Origin of the sequence: Streptomyces sp. NPDC001985, assembly GCF_040296845.1 — a bacterium.
Taxonomy (GTDB): domain Bacteria; phylum Actinomycetota; class Actinomycetes; order Streptomycetales; family Streptomycetaceae; genus Streptomyces.
The window spans coordinates 27,083-45,051 of the sequence record NZ_JBEOYB010000002.1; the positions used below are offsets into that span (position 1 = coordinate 27,083).

Here is a 17,969-nt window from a genome sequence, read left to right on the forward strand (position 1 = left end):
AGACACCTCCGGTCACACGGGGGCGGCCCGTCGGCGGGAGCGGCCACGGCGGTGCGCGGCCTCGCTCCCGGGAGCCGGGTCGCGCCGGTGCGTGGATGGATGGACGTCGCGGCGACGGCGGGGAATCGGTACCGCGGATTGTGCTGCGCCCGCCCAGGAGCGTACAGAGGTAAATCAGCCAATTGTCCGGTTCCTGGGCCGACTCGGGATCGCGCGAACGGTTCATGGAGACGGTGTGCGGGGAGCCGCTCCTCGCGGGTCCCCGTGCCGCCGGTGCCGGCGGCAGTGTGCCGGCCCGGCTCCCCGCGCGGGGGGCCGGGCCGGCACGTTTCGCTCCGACGGGCGGTCGGGTGGCGTCTGTTCACGGCACGCCGACCGGAGCGATCCGCGCGGCGGGGCGGGCGCCGGCTCGGGGCGGTGTGCGCCGTCGAGCCGTGCCGTGTCCCGCCGGGGTCAGATGCGGACCCGGGACCCGGGGCTGCCCGTCCCGGTGGCGATGACTCCCTGGTCGGTCAGCTTGACCTTGCCCGTCGCGTCCGCCGTGTTGAGGTACGCGTGGATCGCTCCTTGAGCGTCGACAATGAGGTAGTCGGCGCGTCCGTCGGCGTTGATGTCGGAGAACCGGACCTGGTCCGCCGTCCACCGGGTGGAGCCGGTGGCGATGACACCCTGGTCGGACCACTTGACCTTGCCCGAGGCATCCGCCGTGTTGAGGAGCGCGCGGGTGGCGCCATTGGGCTCCATGACGAGGTAGTCCGCGCGCTGGTCCCCGTTGATGTCCGCGAAACGGACCTGGTCCGCCGTCCACTGGGAGGAGCCGGTGGCGATATGGCCGCTGTTGGTCCATGTGACCTTGCCCGTGGCGTCCGCCGTGTTGACATAGGCGCGGGTGGCGCCATTGCGTTCCATGACGAGGTAGTCCGCGCGCTGGTCGCCATTGATGTCCGCGAAACGGATCTGATCGGCCGTCCAGTAGGAGGAGCCGGTGGCGATGACACCCTGGTCGGACCACTTGACCTTGCCCGAGGCATCCGCCGTGTTGAGGAGCGCGCGGGTGGCGCCATTGGGCTCCATGACGAGGTAGTCCGCGCGCTGGTCCCCGTTGATGTCCGCGAAACGGACCTGGTCCGCCGTCCACTGCGTGGAGCCGGTGGCGATGACACCCTGGTCGGTCCACAGGACCTTGCCCGTGGCGTCGCCGGAGCTGAGCCAGGCCCGGGTGGCGCCGTTGTCCTCGACGACGAGGTAGTCGGCGCGGCCGTCACCGTTGATGTCCACGTCGTAGTCGCCGAGGGCGCCCGCCGCCTTCGGCGGTGCGGGATTGACGACGACGGTCTCCTTGACCCAGTTCCTCTCGATCAGGGACCGGACGCCTCCGGTGAACGCCGCCGCCATCTTCGTGTAGCCGGCGTTGTTGGGGTGGAGGTTGTCGTTGAGGTCCGCGTGGGTGAGCGCGTCCATGCTGACCTGGACCACCCGCTGCCCCTGGTCCGCGCGTGCCGCGACGATTCCCGGGATCTGCCGGTTGTAGGCATCGACCCGGGCCTGGACCGCGGGGTCGGTCGCCGGGACCAGCGAGGCGAGTACGACCGCCGTGTCCGGGGAGGCGGCGTGGATCTGGGCGAGGAGCCGGCTCAGCCGCTGCGGTGCGGAACTGGTCTGGTGGTCGCGGTTCATGTCGTTGGTGCCGATGTGCAGCAGGACGACATTGGGTTTCGCCGCCGCGAGCCAGGTTTCGATGTTGGCCTGGATCTGGTCGATCCGCCACCCCGAGTGGCCCTCGTGGCGGGTGCCGTCGGGGTCGGTCATGGAGCCCACGAACTCCAGACGGTCCGCGGCGCCCGCCAGGTGCTGGGCGATCTCGGGGCGGTAGCCGGTACGGGTACCGCTGCCCACTCCCAGGGTGATCGAGTCACCCAGCGGCATCACGGCCAGCCTCGGCACCTTGCCGATCCAGTGGTCGCGGTTCGGCTTGGGGTACCAGGGGATCTGGAGCATGTTCCTGAGCCGGTAGGCGGTGAACGCCAGGGCGACGCCGCCCGTGACGAACCGGTGGTAGTCCTGGCCGGCGGTCGCGTGCTCCGTGATGACGCGCCAGTCCTGAATGACCTCTCTGACACTGGTGAGACTCAATCCGGCGGGCATGTCGGTGCGCAGGAAGGCGGCGCGGACCCGGGCGGCGACCCACTCGTTCCTGGCGCCTTCCACGACGGTCGCGATCACTCTGGCGAGGGACTGGCCGGCGATCCTCTGGCTGTCCACGCTCACATGGGTTTCGGTGAGCGCCTGGACGGACCGCACCAGCCCCTCGGGTGCGATGGACTGGTTCCAGACGTTCTCACCGGCCATGGCGGCATAGGCGGACCGGAAAGGCAGCCGGTGTTCGGTCACCTGCCGTCCGAAGACCCTCTGGTGGTCCACGAGTTCCTGCGTCGGAGGGAAGTCGTCCTGGAAACGGAAGAACGTTCCGGCGCCCGAGGGGCTCAGCTGGTAGAAGCCCTGGACATAGAGGTCGGACATCTGGACGACGAGGCTGACCGAGGACGTGGCCGGGGACTGGTCGGAGCGCAGACGGTCGAGGCTGAAGAGGCGGATGCCGGTACGGCGCATCTGCGGATTCGGGACCTGGCCACGGGCCGCCGCGGTGCTGCTGGTGGCCACCGATCCACCGGCCTGGCCGTCGACGGTCTCCTCGCTGCGCTGGGCCGCCCGGCGGATCGCGGTGACGACCCGCGAGTACTCCCTCACGACCTCCCTGGGCGTCTCGGGCGCCGCCGAGGCGGGCTTCGCCTGCACGGTGATCGTGGACACGATGGCCAGAGCGAACGCGAGCAGGCAGCGCACGGCGATGCCGTACGGGAGCGGAGTGCGCGGGGTTCGGGTCCCGGCGGGGGGCCGGGTCACCACGGCACCACGAAGTCGATGGTCGCGGCGGGGGGACCGCCGGCCTCCGACGCGTCGTTGGGCCAGTAGGCGATGGTGTAGGTCGCACCGGACCGCAGGCCGTCGTCTCCGGCCGGGATGACCGCGGAGCCGTAGTCCGTGCAGCGGTTGGGCTCGTTGGGACAGACCCAGTCCCAGTCCACGCGGTGGGCCCGGTCGATCCGGCCCTTCTCGTAGATCCCGACCCAGTCCTTGTGGGCGCTGGGGTTCCTGCCGCTCGGCGCCATGTAGGTCACCACGAGCCCGGTGTCGTAGGGCGTGAGATGGAGACCCTTCTGGTGGATGTCGGCGGTGGTCCACGTCGCGTCCACGATGGTGAAGTCCGTGCCGTCGGCGCGGGCCGCCGCGAGCGCGACGCGCTGGGGGTCCGCGGTGCCGGAGGGCTCCGCCGAGGGGGAGAACAGATGCTGGGCGCCGAAAACGACGGCGGCCGAGCACAGGCCGGCGACGAGCGGCAGGATTCTGCCCCGTCTGCCGTCTGCGCGTGTGCGGAAAAGCATGCTAGCCAAGCCTCTTCAGGGGATGGGTGTTCGGTCTGCCGGATCGGGGGCGCGAAGGCCGCACGGTCACCAGGGCACCACGAAGTCAACGGTCACGGCCGGTTTGCCGCTCGATTCGCTCGCGTCGTCGGTCCAGTAGGCGACGGTGTACGTCCGGCCCGACACCAGACCGTCGTCACCGGCGGGGATGATCGCCGAGCCGAACCACTTGCAGCGGCTGTGCTCGTTGGGGCAGACCCAGTCCCAGTCCTTGCGGTGGGCCTTTTCGAGCCGGCCCTGCTCGTAGATCCCGATCCAGTCGCTCCGCTGCCCGGGATTCCGGCCCAGCGGACCGGCGTACTGCACGACGAGACCGGTGTCGTGCTGCACGGCGTTGAGCCCCTTCTGGCTGATGTGCGCGGTGGTCCAGGTGGGTTCGAACAGGGTGTACTCCCCCTCCTGTGTCCCCATCCCGGCGGGCAGGGCGGCTTCCGTCCGCTGCGGCGCCGGCTCCTGCGTGACCCGGGACACCAGGCCCTGCGCCCCCAGAGCCACGGCGGCCGAACAGACGACGGCCAGGACCACGGGGAGCCAGCGGCGTCCTCGGTCCGTTCTTCGCCTAGCGAACGACACCATGAAATGTCCTGCTCATGTCATTACCTCTCGTGGAAACTTCGGTGTCCGCGGGCGTCAGGGAACCGGCACCGACGGGCGAAGCCCTCATCGGGGCGCCCGTCCGCAGACGTGCAGACACGTCCTGCGGCACCGAGTTCATCATCCGGCCTGCGGCATGACCAGGCACAACGACCGGCACAATTACGGTGCGCGATACTTCTGCCGGTAGATCGCGCCTGCCGTGGCGCACCCGGAGGAGGAGCAGCGCCATGAGCCCCGCGCACGACGATTTCGGGCAGCTCCTGCGTACCCTGCGCAGCGCCGCCGGACGCAGCCAGGAGGAGCTGGCCCTCGCCGCGGGGCTGAGTGTGCGGGCCCTGGCGAATCTGGAACGCGGCCGTACCCGGGGGCCGCAGCGCCGGACGGTCGAGGCCCTGGCCCGGGCGCTGGGACTGGACGCGGACGACGCCCACCGCCTGGAAGCCTCGGCCGCCCCCGGCAGACAGCGCGCCCGGCCCACCGCCGGTCCGGGCCCTTCGGGGCACCTCCCCCTGCCGCGCGACGTCCACGGCTTCACCGCACGCGGCGATGCCCTCAGGGATCTGGAGAACCTGGCCGGCTCGGGGGCGCCCGCTCACCCGGCGGTTGCCGTCGTCACGGGCGCGCCCGGCCTCGGGAAGACCGCGTTCGCCGTCCACGCGGCCCACCGGCTGGCCCCCCGGTTCCCCGATGGGCACTTCCACCTCGATCTGCGCGCCATGGACGACGAACCCGTCCGGCCGGGCGACGCCCTGGCCCGGCTGCTGCGCGCCATCGGAGTCGGCGAACGGTCGCTGCCCCAGGGCCTGGCGGACCGGACGGGGCTGTTCCACTCGCTCGCCGCGACCCGGCGCCTGCTCCTGGTGCTCGACAACGCGGCCGACGAGAACCAGATACGTCCCCTGCTCCCCAGCGCGGGCCCCTCCCTCACCCTGGTCACCAGCCGCGGCGGTCTTGCCGGCCTCGAAGGCGTCCACCGCGTCGAACTGCCCCTGTTCCGCCGTGAGGAGGCGGTGGAACTCCTCGGCCGCATCCTCGGCCCGGAGCGTGTCGCCCGCGAGGCCCAGGCCGCCCGTGACCTCGCCGATCTGTGCGGACGCCTTCCCCTGGCCCTCCGTATCACCGGCCAGCGGCTCGCCGCCCGGCCACGGGAGGACCTGGGCAAACTCGCCGCGTTACTGGACCGCAAGGAACGCCGACTCGACCTTCTGCGGGCCGGGGACCTCCAGGTGCGGGCCGCCTTCGCCCTCTCGTACCAGCAGCTCGACCCCGTGGCCCGGCGGCTTCTGCGGCGCTGCGCCCTCGCGGCGGAACCCGATGTCGGCCCCGAGACCGCCGCCCTCCTCGCCGGGGTTCCGCTCCCCGAGGCGGAACGCCGCCTGGAGGAGCTCTGCGACCGGGGGCTGCTCCAGTCCGATCCCTCGGCCGAGCGCTATCGGTTCCACGACCTCCTCCGGCTGTTCGCCGCCGAACAGGTGGCGGCCGAGGACGGCCCGGCGGTCCGGGACGCCGCTCTGGACCGGGCCGCCCGCTGGATGCTGGCCCGTGCGACCGCCGCGGCCCTCCACTTCGACGCCGAGCACCACGGCGCACCGGCGGGCGACCCCGATCCCGTCACCGCCCCGGCCGGACGTGACCGGGCCCGCGCCTGGCTGGAGGCCGAACGCCACCAGTGGCTCGCCGCCCTGCGGCACGCCCACGCCGCCGGCTGGTACCGGCAGGTCATCGACACCGCCGAGGCCATGCACTGGTTCTCCGACCTCACCCAGCACTGGCACCCGTGGGTCGACGTCTTCCGGTGCGCCGCCGAAGCCGCCCGCGCCCTGGGGAGCCCGCACGAGGAGGCCACTCATCTGAACTACCTGACGTGGGCCCACAATCTGTGCGCCTACGACCACCACGCCGCCCTGGAGACCGCCCGCTCCGCCCTCTCCGTGGCTCGCGCGTGCGGCGATCCGCTCCAGACCGGGTGGGCGCTGGCCTACGGCGCGGGCGCGCTGAAACGACTCGGCCGCGTGGACGAGGCCGTCCAGTGGCTCCGCGACGCGGCCGACTGCCACCGCCGCAACAGCTCGCCCCCGAGCAGGCTCGCCGAACTGACCACCCTCAACAGCCTCGGCATGATCCTGTGCGAGCGCGGTCACCCGGATCAGGCCCTGACGATCCACCGCCGCAGTCTGGAGATCTGCCGGAAGAGGATTCCGGGTCAGTCCTCCCATGTTCTCGCCGTCTACCAGGCCGTCACCCTGCACCACCTCGGCCGGGACTACGCGGCCCTCGGCCGGTTCCCCGAGGCCGAGACAGACCTCCGGCAGGCCCTGACCGCCTTCGAGGGTCTGGACATGCCCGCGTGGAGCGGGCCCGTACAGCTCGAACTCGGACGCGTGCTGCGTCACCTCGGCCGGCCGGCGGAGGCCCGCGCGGCGCTGGCCGCCGCGGTGCGCACACTCAGCGAGCACCACCACCCCCGCGCGGCGGAGGCCACGGCCGAACTCCGCGGCCTCGCCGGCACCGGCCGGTGACACCACCCGCGTGCGCGGCCTCCGCGCTCGCGGTGAACGCCCGGTGCGGGGAGGCGGGAGGCGGTGCGGGCCGTTCCCCGGCCCGGGGGACGGCCCGGTGGGCGCGGGGTCACCCGGAGCGCGCCACGCGGAGTCCGGCGCCGTCGGCCCGGAAGCCCGGGTGGCCTCGGCGGCGGGCCGGGGCACGGCAGCTCCTGTGCTCGTCGCACCAGCCGCCGCGGCGCGGCACCCGGTGGCTGCCGTGGGCCTCCGGCGCCGCTGAGATCCCGGCACCCGTTCCCGACGTCGCCGGGGATGTCGTGGAGGCCCCACGGGTCGGGCCGTCCGCCGCCCACGCCGTGGATGCGCCCGTGCGAGTGGCCCCGGTACCAGGCGGTCTCGTCCCGCGCGTCCCGGGCCGGACCGGGACGCACGGGCCCGGACCGGGACGCACGGGCCCGGACCGGCCGGCGGTGCGCGTGCCCCGGAGCGCGGCAGGGCCCCACCGCACATCGATCCGTGCGGTGGGGCCCTGTCCTCCCGTGCCGTGCGCGGGGGCCGGCGGGGCTACTTGCCGATGTACGCGTCGTGCACGGTCACGCTCGCCCTGCCGCCCCGGGTGTCGGCGGCCTCGCCCCGCAGGGCGACCGTCTTCCCCTTGGCGGGGTTCCTGACGGTGATCTTCCCCTTGGTGACGGGTGTCCGCTGCCAGGTCGTGCCGCCGTCGTGGGAGACCGAGACCTCCAGGGACTTCAGTCCGGTGCCCGCAGCGGGCCCCTGCACCGTCACCGGGAAGGTCACCGTGCGGTCCGCCGGAACGGTGCCGTCCAGGTCGACCTGGGCACCGAAGCGCACCGTCGACAGCGGGGTGCGCGTCTCGCCGTCCGTCGTCGGCATGGCGCTGCGAAAGGTCCAGGAGCCGTCGATCCGGGTGCCGACGGCGGAGACGGCCGGGCTCCGGGTCACCGAGGTGGTCAGGGTGTACTCGGCGTCCTCCGGGCCGACGCCGTAGAACTGCCAGCCCGTCAGCGCGTCCTCCTTCTCCTCGATCCTGGTCGCGCCCCGGTGGAGCGTGGACTTCGCCGAGGAGTACGCGGACCGGCCGGTGTTGCCGCGGCCGTCGGAGAAGAGCGGCACGACGAACTCCAGCTTGTTCCCCTTGCGGAAGACGCCGTTGCGGCCCCGCATCGACGGGGAGTGCACGGCGGTGCCGAGCGTCACCCGGTGACTCGTACCCGGGCGGTAGTCCTGCTCCGGAGCGGTGTACTCGATCTCCCCGGACCACCCCTGGGTGTCGAGCTGCGCCCCGGTCAGGGACCAGAGGTTGGCCTTCCCGTCGGTGGCCAGGTAGTGGGTCCGGGAGCCCGGCAGGGCGAAGGGGTGTTCGGAGCCGAGGTCGAAGCGCTCCTTCCCGCCCAGCGCTGTCGTGCGTCCCGTCCTGCCCGGGACGGAGGCGCCGAGCGTCGCGGTGGCGCGGGCGAAGTCGGCGGGCCCGAACTTCCGGGTGTAGCCGGTGAAGAGCCGCTTCACCTCGCCTCCGGCGGCGAGGCTGTACTGGGTCGTGGCGTCGCGCTCCCACTGGCCGTACAGGGTGTCCCGCAGCTCGACACCGGTGGGCTGCTCCGGGCCCAGTTGCGCGGTGCGGAAGCCCTCGAAGCCGGCGGAGGCGTGGTCCTTGAACTCCATGGACCGTTCACCGATGCCGACGGTGACGGCCGCCGCGGCGCCGGTCATCCGGGCCCGGGGGTCCGTGACGGTCATCTCGACGGGCTTGGTGGTGCGGGCGTCGACGGTGAGGGAGGTGTTCCCCGTCAGCGCCAGCCTGGGGTGGACCAGCCGGTCCGAGCCGCCGGACTCGTTCCACAGGCTGGAGAAGATCGCGTAGTCGCCCTTCGGCAGCCGGAGCTTCTCGGTGCCGGTGGCGCTGCCGTTGAGGGTGACGGAGACGTCGTCCGCGCCGGAGATCTGCCGCAGATGGGTGTAGAACTCCTTGCCGGGCAGGCCGTCCCGGCCGAGGAAGTCGAGGCTCAGGTCGTACGACTCCACCTCGCGGTCCACGGAGGCCGTGGAGCGCACGGTCTGGCCGCCGCCGGTCGCGGTGACGACGGCGGTGTAGACGCCGTTGTTGTCGCCGCCGATCCGGGTGTCCACGGTGAAGGGCACGGTGGCGGTGGCGCCCGCGGGGACGGTGACCCGGTCCGCGCCGAGCGCGAAGAAACCGGCGGGGGCGGCCACGCCCCGGGCGTCGAGCCCCTTGACCGCCAGATCCAGGGTGATCTCGTGGGTGCCGAGGTTGCGGTAGGTGATCTGCTTGGCCACGGGCCGGTCGTCGGTGTGCGGCCACTGCTGGCGGCCGAAGGGGACGGTGGTCTCGTCGGCGACCACGGTCTGCTCGACGGCGCGGTCGACGGCGATCCGGCCGGTGCCCTGCTGGAGGGCGGAGTACCCGCCGTCCTGGGCGGACGCGGTCAGCGCGGCCTTGAGCCGCTCCCCCGTCCAGCCGGGGTGGCGCTGCTTGAGCAGGGCGGCGGCGCCCGCGACGTGCGGGGTGGACATGGACGTACCGCCGATGGAGAAGTAGCCGGCCGGGTTCTCGCCGACCTCTCCGGCGATGACGCTGCCGGGGGCCGACGCGGCGGTGATGCCCACGCCGGGAGCGGTGACATCCGGCTTGATCACCCCGGCGTGCAGGGGGCCGACGCTGGAGAAGGGGGCGATCCGGTCGGCGTCGTCCACGGCGCCGACGGTGAGGGCGGCTTCCGCGCTGCCGGGGGAGCCGACGGTGCCGGCCTTCGGTCCCTCGTTGCCGGCGGAGACGGTGAAGAGGACGCCCTTCTCCTTCGTCACCCGGTTGATATGGGCTTCGAGCGGATTGATGTCCGGGGTGTCACCGGTGCCGAAGCTCATGCTGACGATGTCGGCGCCCCGGCCGACGGCCCAGTCGACGGCGGCGATGGCGCCGGACTCCATGGTCCCGTTGTCGTCCATGATCTTCGCGTTGAGGATCTTGGCTCCGGGAGCGACGCCCTTGTGCAGGCCGCCGGACCTGGCACCGGTCCCGGCCGCGATGGAGGCGATGTGCGTGCCGTGCCCGTGCCGGTCCTTGGTGTCCGGGGACGAGGTGAAGTTGGCCGCCCCGACCACCTGGGTCGCCAGATCCGGGTGGGTGTCGTCGACACCGCTGTCCAGGACCGCGATGGTGACGCCCGTGCCGTCGTATCCGGACTGCCACACCTTCGGGGCGCCGATCCGGCCCACGCTCGTGTCCAGGTTCGGGGTGTAGACCGCGTCCAGCCAGACCCGCTCGATCCCCGGGGCGGTGGCGGCCGTCCGGGCACCCCCGCCACCGGTTCCGGTTCCGGTTCCGGTTCCGGTGAGGGTGGCCCACAGTCCGCTCGCGTCCCGCTTCGGCACGGTCACGGCGTCCGCGTTGATCGACGGCAGCGTGCGCGCCACCTTCGCGTCGCCCCGGACCTCCCGCCGGGCCCCGGCCGCCGACGCGCCCTCGTACTCGACGACGACCTTCAGACCGTCGCGGTAGGCCCGCCGGCTCTCGGGGCCGGCCAGCCCGGTGACGTCGAAGAGCCGCCGGTCGAGCTTTCCGGCCGCGATCAGCCGCTCGGCGTCGGCCGGAACGGCATAGGTGCGCCCCCGCTCGGTCCAGCTCCGCACGGGTATCCTCGTGCGCCCCTCGCCCTGTTCGATGGAGACGACCCGGTCCCGGGTGTCCACACCGATCCGGTCGCCGGTGATCAGGGTGACCCACCGGAGGCTGGTCCCGGCACCGCCGGCGGCTGTGCCGCCACCGGTCGCGGTGCCGGTGTCCGCGAAGGCGTTCGTACTGGTCATTCCGGCGACGAGTGCCGCCGCCACCAGGGCTGTGGTGACGGTGGTCGCACCGCGCCCTGGCTGTCTGCTGGAGAACAAGTTGACTCCCTGCCGCACGGGGTCGGGGGGTGAGAGACCGGGAACGGCCCCGCTCCTCCGCTCCCGGCCGGGAAGAGAAGGAAGATCGGACTCCCGTTGCCCTCCCTCTCACTGATGGCCGAAAATCGCCCCCCCGCTCCCTCCCGGGGAGCTGCCCCGCACGGCCCGATGTCCGGCCCCGGCGGGCGCGGCGGGGCCGGCCCGCGCGGCGCGGCGAGCGCGGCCCCCCGCCGTCCCTGCCCTCCGCGGGCCGGCCCACCGAGCGCCGGTCTACCGCGGGGCCGGCGGGCGCAGGCGCAGGCCGTGCATGCCGCCGTCCACGGAGAGCACCGTGCCCACCGTTGTGCCCGACAGCGGGCTCGCCAGATAGGCGATCGCCCCGGCCACCTCGTCGGCCGACACCAGACGGCCCGTCGGCTGGAACGCGTTGAGCGCGGCCCGCGCGGCGGCCGGATCGGGCGCCCGGTCCATCTGCCGGTCCACCCAGGGCGTGTCCGCCGTGCCGGGGGCGACACAGTTGACCCGGATGCCCTCGCGGACATGGTCCGCCGCCATGGCCAGGGTCATCGCGTACACCGCGCCCTTGCTGGCCGAGTACAGCACCCGCTGCTCAAGACCGGCCCACGCCACGATCGAGCAGGTGTTGACGATCGCCGCCGCCGGTGAGCGGCGCAGATGGGGCAGGGCGTGCCGGGCGACCCGGACCATGCCGACCACATTGACGTCGAGCACGCGCGACCACTCGTCGTCGCTGTTCCCCGCGACATCCCCGACCGCGCTGATCCCGGCGTTGTTCACCACCACGTCCAGCCGGCCGAACCGCTCGACCACGGCGGCCACGGCGGCCTCGACACGCGCGTCGTCGGTGACATCGGCCTCGATGCCCACGATGCCGTCCGGAAGCCCCTCCGGCCGGAGGTCGAACGCGGCGACGCTCGCTCCCCTGCTCCTCAGCAGTCTCGCCGTGGCCAGGCCGATTCCCGAGGCGCCGCCGGTGACGATCGCGACCAGTCCTGCGAAATCACTCACGAACTCTCTCCTGTCCACTCCGGATGTTCAGGGAAGGCGCCGGCGCGGCGCGGTGTGGTCGCACCGCTCCGCCGCCGGGTCAGGACCCCGGTTCCGCCACGGCGGATCTCGTGCGGCGGGCCGGCAGGCTGAGCTGGGCGGACCACACCCCGATCACGGCGACCAGCGCCCACAGCGCCCAGGGGCCGACCGCGTACACGGCGCCGCCGATGAGCGGTCCGAGGCCGGTGCCGATCGTGTACGCGACACCGTGGAGCCCCTGGTACCGCCCGACCATGTGCGGCGGGGCCAGACTGCCCACATACGCCTGGGAGATGGAGCTGGAGATCATCTCGCCGAACGTCCACACCAGCACGGTGACCGCCAGCATGGTCATGTCGGTCATGAACCAGGTCAGTGCGAGACCGACACCGACGATCAGATTGCCGACGGCCAGGACGTGCTCGGGCCGGTAGCGGACCACCGCGCCGGTGATGGGCAGTTCGAAGAGCAGCACCAGCAGACCGTTGAGCCCGATGAGGAGGCCGAAGTCGCGCTCGCTCAGCCCCGCGTCGTCGACGTGCAGGGGCAGGCCGACGGTGGACTGGATGTAGACGAACTCGGCGAACACGGTCATCACCAGGAAGCGGGTCAGGGTGCGGTCCGCGAGCACCTGCCGGTACCCCACCCCCCCGTCCTGTCGCGGGTCCGCGCCGTCCGGGGCGGGGTGCGGCGGGCGCGCGTCCCGCAGCAGCACCGCCACGACCACCCCGAACAGCAGACAGGCGGCGGCGTTGACCAGGAAGAGCCCCGTGTAGGAGCTGCTCGCCAGCACACCGCCGATGACGCCGCCCACGGCCGAGCCCACGTTCACCGCGAACCGGAACACCCCGAAGGCGGCGAGCCGTTTCTGGTTGGTCGGCTCCACGGAGTCGACCAGCACGGCGGCGGCGGCCGGCCGGTAGATCTGCGAGGTGACGCCGATGAGCCCGACCACTGTCACGATGAGCGCCAGCGGTCCCAGGAACGGGACGGCCGCCGTCAGTCCGGAGGTGGTCACCGCGGACAGCACGATGGTCCACCGCCGGCCGATCCGGTCGGCGAGATGGCCGCCGATGGCGTTGCCGAGCACCTTGCCCACACCCGACACACCCAGCACCAGCCCCGCCGCCCCGGCGGAGTAACCGCGCCCGGTCAGATAGAGCACGATGAAGACGGGAAGGAAGTTGCCGATCTGGTTGACCAGGATGCCGAGGCTGATGATCCAGACCCGGGCGGGCAGGCCGCGCAGCGCGTCGCGGAACCTCGGCTCCTCGACGCCCGGCCCGTCCGGCGGCGCGCTGCTCACTCGACGGGCTCGGTGCGCACGTCGATCGCCTCGGCCAGCCGCCTGCTGTGGGCGATGGCCTCGGTGGCGGTGTCCCCCCGGGCGACGACATAGCCGCCGATGTCCTCGTTCCAGGTCAGCGGTGACACCACATCGCCCGGCTTCACCTTCAGATGGAGGTCGACGAAGGCGGGGTCCGCGCGCACGGCGTCCACGCCGTTCACCGCCACGACCCGTCCGGGCTCCGGTGTGAGGGCCTGGAGGGCCGCTCCGCCCCGGGCCCTCGGCGACGCGGTCAGCGGCTCCACCAGGCCGAACGGGGCGCCCAGGGTGTAGCGCTCCATGTCGACGCCGTAGGCGGTCTCGACCAGTTCGTTGACCCCGTAGCCGCCGATGCGGTTGTGGGACTCGATGATCCTCGGGCCGTTCGCGGTCAGCCGGATCTCGGTGTGCCCGGGGCCGTCGCGCAGCCCCATCGCGTCGAGGAAGTCCGTCACCAGCCGGGTGACCTCGTCCAGGGTGTCCGCCGGGCAGCGGCTGGGCTGCGAGAGTCCGATCTCGACGAACCCGGGGCCGCCGAACTCCTCCTTGTCGGTCACCGCGACGACCACGTGCCGGCCGTCGAAGCTCAGGGTCTCCACGCTGATCTCCGGGCCGTCCAGATACTCCTCCAGGAGGAACTCCTCGAAGGCGTCGGCGCCGAACAGGTCCCCTGCGACCCAGTGCCCGTCGTCGAGGGCGCGGAACCGGTCGGCGACGGCGTCCACATCGGCCGGCTCGCGGATGCAGAACACCCCGACGCTGCCCGACTCACGGATCGGCTTGACGATGACCGGGAGGCCGTGGCGCTCGACGAACTCCCGCACGTCCCGGGTGGAGCGGCCGACGGCGGAGGCCATCGGGCTGATGCCCTTGGCGGCCAGCCGCCGCCGCATCCGCCACTTGTCCAGGAGCAGTTCCACGGTCTCGACGGACTCGCCGCCGAGCCCGAGCGCCTCGTTGATCCGCGCCGCGGGCAGCAGCCCCAGCTCGAACACCGACACGGCCGCCCGGAAGGGACTGGTCTCGTGCAGCGCCCGGGCCAGCGGCAGCAGCCGGTCGATGTCGCCGTAGTCGAGCAGCAGCGCCTGGTCGACGTAGGGCCAGTGGCCGCGGTCGTACGCGTCCGGGTACTGGACGTGCACCACGTCCAGCCCCAGTTCCCGGGCCTTGCGGACAAGCTTGAGCTTGCCGCCGATGATCAGGATGCGAGGCCGTCCGGTGGCGGCCGCGGAGGGCTGTTGGCCGGTGGGTACGGCATCGATGGACAATGTGGCTCCTTCTCTCACCCCCCGGCGGCGGCACGCCGGGGGTCGGAAACGGCAACACGGCTGCGGAGACTATCAGTTGGGGTTCCCCGCGGGGCGCGGCACACAAGGGCTCAGGGGCCGGTCCCCCCCGCCCTCCGGACGGCGCCGGACGGGCCGGTCACGCCAGTGCTCCGGCGATCGCCTCGACCCCGAAGTCGATCTCCTCACGGGTGATCACCAGCGGCGGCGCCACCCGGAGGGTCGCCCCGGACTCCTTGCAGAGCACCCCGCGCCCGGCGAGCGCCTCGGACACCTGGCGTCCGGTCCGGCGGCCGCCGGCGATGCGCACACCGGCCCACAGACCGCGGCCCTGGACCTCGGCGACACCCTCCACTTCCCCGAGCCGGGTGTGCAGATACGCGCCGAGTTCGCGGGAGCGCTGCTGGAACTCCCCGGTCGCCAGCAGCCGCACCACCGCGCGGCCGATGGCACACGCCATGGGGTTGCCGCCGAAGGTCGAGCCGTGCTCGCCGGGCTTGAGCACACCGAGGACATCGGCCCGGCCGATCACCGCGGACACCGGCATGATCCCGCCGCCCAGGGCCTTGCCCAGGGTGTACAGATCCGCGCGGACGTCCTCGTCGTCCAGCGCCAGCGTCGCTCCGGTGCGGGCCAGGCCGCACTGGACCTCGTCGGCGATGAACAGCGTGTCGCTGTCGTCGCACACCTGGCGGACCTCGGCGAGGTATCCCTTCGGCGGGACGATCACACCCGCCTCGCCCTGGATCGGCTCCAGCAGCACCGCCGCCGTGTTCCCGGTGATCGCGGCGCGCAGCGCGTCGGCGTCGCCGAAGGGCACCACCGTGAAGCCCGGCGTGAACGGGCCGAACTCCTTGCGGGCGGCCTCGTCGGTGGAGAAGGAGATGATGGTCGTGGTGCGGCCGTGGAAGTTGGCTCCGGCGACCACGATCTCGGCGGCGCCGTCCGGTACGCCCTTGACCTGGTAGGCCCACTTCCTGGCGATCTTCACGGCCGCCTCGACGGCCTCGGCGCCGGTGTTGGCGGGCAGCACCATCTCGGTGCCGGTCAGCTCGGCCAGCTCACGGCAGAACGGTCCGAACTGGTCGTGGTGGAAGGAACGGCCGGTCAGGGTGAGCCGGTTGAGCTGCGCGGTGGCGGCGGCGACGATATCGGGGTGCCGGTGGCCGAAGTTGAGTGCGGAGTACCCGGCGAGGAAGTCGAGATACCGCCGGCCGTCCTGACCGGTCATCCAGGCGCCTTCCCCATGGCTGAGCACCACGGGTAACGGATGGTAGTTGCGCGCGCTCCACTGCTCGGCGAGGGCGATGTGGTCCTGGGGGGAGGGTGAGTCACTCATGGCGTCAGGCTAGGTCCCGTCCGAGGCGATTTCGTCAGTCGTACGTTGCTTCCGCCGAGGTTTCGCGGCGGGTCGTCCGCGCGCCGGGCGCGGGGGCGGCGGGGCCGCGGCCCCGACCATTCCGGCGCTGAGCGTCGCTCCGTCCCGCGGGTCGATGAGCAGGAACGATCCGGTACGTCTGATCTCCGCGTAGTCGTCCACGGCGAGCGGCTCGGCGGTGCGGATGCGCACACCGCCGATGTCGTTGGCGCCGAGGCCGTCCCGGGAGGGCAGACGGCGGGCGATGGTGACATCCATCCGGTAGTCGATGTGCTCCACCACGGCGGGGACCGTCCGGGTGGTGTGCTTGAGCAGCACGCGCTGCCGGGCGCGCAGGGGGCGGTCGTCGAGATGGCACACGGTGGCGGTGAGGCGCCGCAGCGGCCGGGGGGCGGGGTGCGCGGTGAGGACATCGCCCCGGGAGACGTCCAGTTCGTCGGCGAGACGGACGGCGACCGACTGCGGCGCCCACGCGGTGCCGGTCTCCCTGCCGAGCACCGTGAGGCCCACGACCGTACTGGTCGCGCCCCCCGGTTGCACGACGACGGGATCGCCGACCGAGAGCCGGCCGGAGGCGAGCTGCCCGGCCGGCCAGCGTTCCGCCGGCCGCGCGCCGCCGTCCGGGCGCCGGATCACGTACTGCACCGGCAGGCGCAGCGGTCCACCGGCGGTGTCCGCGCCGAGCGGCACCTTCTCCAGATGGGCCAGGAGCGTGTCCCCGCCGTACCAGTCCATCCTGGTGGACGGTTCGACCACGTTGTCGCCGGCCAGGGCCGACATGGGGATGGCGACCGCGTCGGCGAGTCCCAGCTCATGGGCCCGCTCGGCGAATTCGGCGGCGATCGCGGTGAAGACGGACTCCCGGTGTCCGACGGTGTCCATCTTGTTGACCGCCAGTACGACATGGGGGGTCCGCAGCAGGGCGGTGATCGCGCAGTGCCTCAGGGTCTGGGCCACCACTCCCTGGCGGGCGTCGACCAGGATCACCGCCAGATCCGCGGTGGAGGCGCCGGTCACCATGTTCCGTGTGTACTGCTCATGCCCCGGTGTGTCCGCGAGGATGAACCGGCGCCGGGGTGTCGCGAAGTAGCGGTACGCCACATCGATGGTGATGCCCTGCTCCCGCTCGGCCCGGAGGCCGTCGGTGAGGAGCGCCAGGTCGGGGCCGTCCCGGCCCCGGCGGCGGGAGACTTCCTCGATGGCCGCCGCCTGGTCGGCGAGGACCGACTTGGTGTCGTACAGCAGCCGTCCGACCAGGGTGGACTTGCCGTCGTCGACCGAGCCGCAGGTGGCCAGGCGGAGCAGGCCGCCCGGGAGCCGCCGGGGCGGCCCGGCCCGGCCCTCGCCTTCCGCGCCCGCCCGGCCCTCCGCATCCGCTTCCGCTTCCGCTCCGGTGCGCGCCGCTGTCCGGGGTTGCGTGTCCGCCGGTGTTCCGGTCCGCGTGTCCGCCGGTGTTCCGGTCCGCGTGTCCGCCGGTGTTCCGGTGTGCGCTGGTGTTTCCGCGACCTCCGCCGGCATGGCTAGAAGTACCCCTCTCGCTTGCGGTCCTCCATGGCGGCCTCGGACATCCGGTCGTCGGCCCTGCTCGCGCCGCGCTCGGTCACCCGGCTCGCCGCGATCTCCCCGATCACCTCCCCCACCGTCGAGGCCGGGGAGTCGATCGCCCCGGTGCAGGACATGTCACCGACCGTGCGGTACCGGACCAGCCGCTCGGAGACGGGTTCACCGTCCCGGGGGCCGCCCCAGTCGCCGGGTGCCAGCCACATGCCACCGCGCCGGAACACCTTCCGCCGGTGCGCGAAGTAGATCCCGGGCAGTTCGATGCCCTCGTGCTCGATGTACTGCCAGACGTCGAGTTCGGTCCAGTTGGACAGGGGGAACACCCGGACGTGCTCACCGGGCTCGTGGCGGCCGTTGTACAGCTGCCACAGCTCGGGCCGCTGCCGGCGGGGGTCCCAGGCCCCGAACTCGTCCCGCAGGCTGAACACGCGCTCCTTGGCGCGGGCCTTCTCCTCGTCGCGCCTGCCGCCGCCGAACACCGCGCCGAAGCGGTGGTCGCGGATCGCGTCCAGCAGCGGCACGGTCTGCAGCGGATTGCGGGTGCCGTCCGGGCGCTCGCGGAGGGTTCCGCTGTCGATGTAGGACTGCACGGAGGCCACATCGAGCCGCAGGCCGTGCCGCTCGACCGTCCGGTCCCGGTAGGCGATCACCTCGGAGAAGTTGTGGCCGGTGTCGACATGGAGCAGCGGGAACGGCAGCGGCGCGGGCGCGAAGGCCTTGAGGGCCACATGCAGCATCACGATCGAGTCCTTGCCGCCCGAGAAGAGCAGCGTCGACCGGTCGAACTCGCCCGCCACCTCGCGGAAGATGTGCGCGGCCTCGGACTCCAGCATCTCCAGATGGGTCAGCGGGATCACCCCCGGC

General features: G+C 72.6%; 11 protein-coding genes. 1 reads left to right on the plus strand and 10 read right to left on the minus strand.

The window, feature by feature from the left end; all coding sequences use genetic code 11:
* Positions 1 to 453: 453 nt before the first annotated feature.
* The 3 genes from ABT122_RS00980 to ABT122_RS00990 form a co-directional block, all read right to left on the minus strand.
* On the minus strand, positions 454 to 2,904 hold the full coding sequence (locus ABT122_RS00980) for an FG-GAP-like repeat-containing protein (RefSeq protein WP_351543277.1): 2,451 nt from the start codon (positions 2,902 to 2,904) through the stop codon (positions 454 to 456).
* Positions 2,901 to 3,443: a hypothetical protein gene (locus ABT122_RS00985; RefSeq protein WP_351543280.1), complete on the minus strand. Its 543-nt coding sequence runs from the start codon at positions 3,441 to 3,443 to the stop codon at positions 2,901 to 2,903. Before ABT122_RS00985 ends, ABT122_RS00980 begins: the two co-directional genes overlap by 4 nt.
* A gap of 66 nt (positions 3,444 to 3,509) precedes the next feature.
* Positions 3,510 to 4,058, minus strand: coding sequence for a hypothetical protein (locus ABT122_RS00990; protein ID WP_351543282.1), 549 nt, complete (start codon positions 4,056 to 4,058; stop codon positions 3,510 to 3,512).
* 248 nt (positions 4,059 to 4,306) lie between these two features.
* Here ABT122_RS00990 and ABT122_RS00995 point away from each other — a divergent pair, with 248 nt between their 5' ends.
* Complete coding sequence (locus ABT122_RS00995; RefSeq protein ID WP_351543284.1) at positions 4,307 to 6,598, plus strand: ATP-binding protein; 2,292 nt, start codon at positions 4,307 to 4,309, stop codon at positions 6,596 to 6,598.
* A 546-nt stretch (positions 6,599 to 7,144) separates the two neighbouring features.
* Here the strand turns inward: ABT122_RS00995 and ABT122_RS01000 are convergent.
* The 7 genes from ABT122_RS01000 to cysD form a co-directional block, all read right to left on the minus strand.
* The gene (locus ABT122_RS01000) at positions 7,145 to 10,504 is read right to left on the minus strand and encodes a S8 family peptidase (protein WP_351543287.1); all 3,360 of its coding nucleotides are present in this window, start codon (positions 10,502 to 10,504) and stop codon (positions 7,145 to 7,147) included.
* Between the two features lie 270 nt (positions 10,505 to 10,774).
* Entirely contained in the window at positions 10,775 to 11,533 is a 759-nt protein-coding gene (locus ABT122_RS01005; protein ID WP_351543290.1) for an SDR family NAD(P)-dependent oxidoreductase, read from the minus strand.
* Positions 11,534 to 11,612: 79 nt separating this feature from the next.
* Positions 11,613 to 12,860: an MDR family MFS transporter gene (locus ABT122_RS01010; protein WP_351543293.1), complete on the minus strand. Its 1,248-nt coding sequence runs from the start codon at positions 12,858 to 12,860 to the stop codon at positions 11,613 to 11,615.
* Positions 12,857 to 14,149, minus strand: coding sequence for an ATP-grasp domain-containing protein (locus tag ABT122_RS01015; protein ID WP_351543296.1), 1,293 nt, complete (start codon positions 14,147 to 14,149; stop codon positions 12,857 to 12,859). The genes ABT122_RS01010 and ABT122_RS01015 overlap by 4 nt, the downstream gene beginning before the upstream one ends.
* Positions 14,150 to 14,306: 157 nt before the next feature.
* Complete coding sequence (gene rocD / locus ABT122_RS01020; RefSeq protein WP_351543299.1) at positions 14,307 to 15,506, minus strand: ornithine--oxo-acid transaminase; 1,200 nt, start codon at positions 15,504 to 15,506, stop codon at positions 14,307 to 14,309.
* A 9-nt stretch (positions 15,507 to 15,515) separates the two neighbouring features.
* Positions 15,516 to 17,063: a sulfate adenylyltransferase subunit 1 gene (locus ABT122_RS01025; RefSeq protein WP_351543302.1), complete on the minus strand. Its 1,548-nt coding sequence runs from the start codon at positions 17,061 to 17,063 to the stop codon at positions 15,516 to 15,518.
* A 2-nt stretch (positions 17,064 to 17,065) separates the two neighbouring features.
* Positions 17,066 to 17,962, minus strand: a complete 897-nt coding sequence (gene cysD / locus ABT122_RS01030; RefSeq protein ID WP_351543627.1) for a sulfate adenylyltransferase subunit CysD — start codon at positions 17,960 to 17,962, stop codon at positions 17,066 to 17,068.
* Between the last annotated feature and the right edge of the window lie 7 nt (positions 17,963 to 17,969).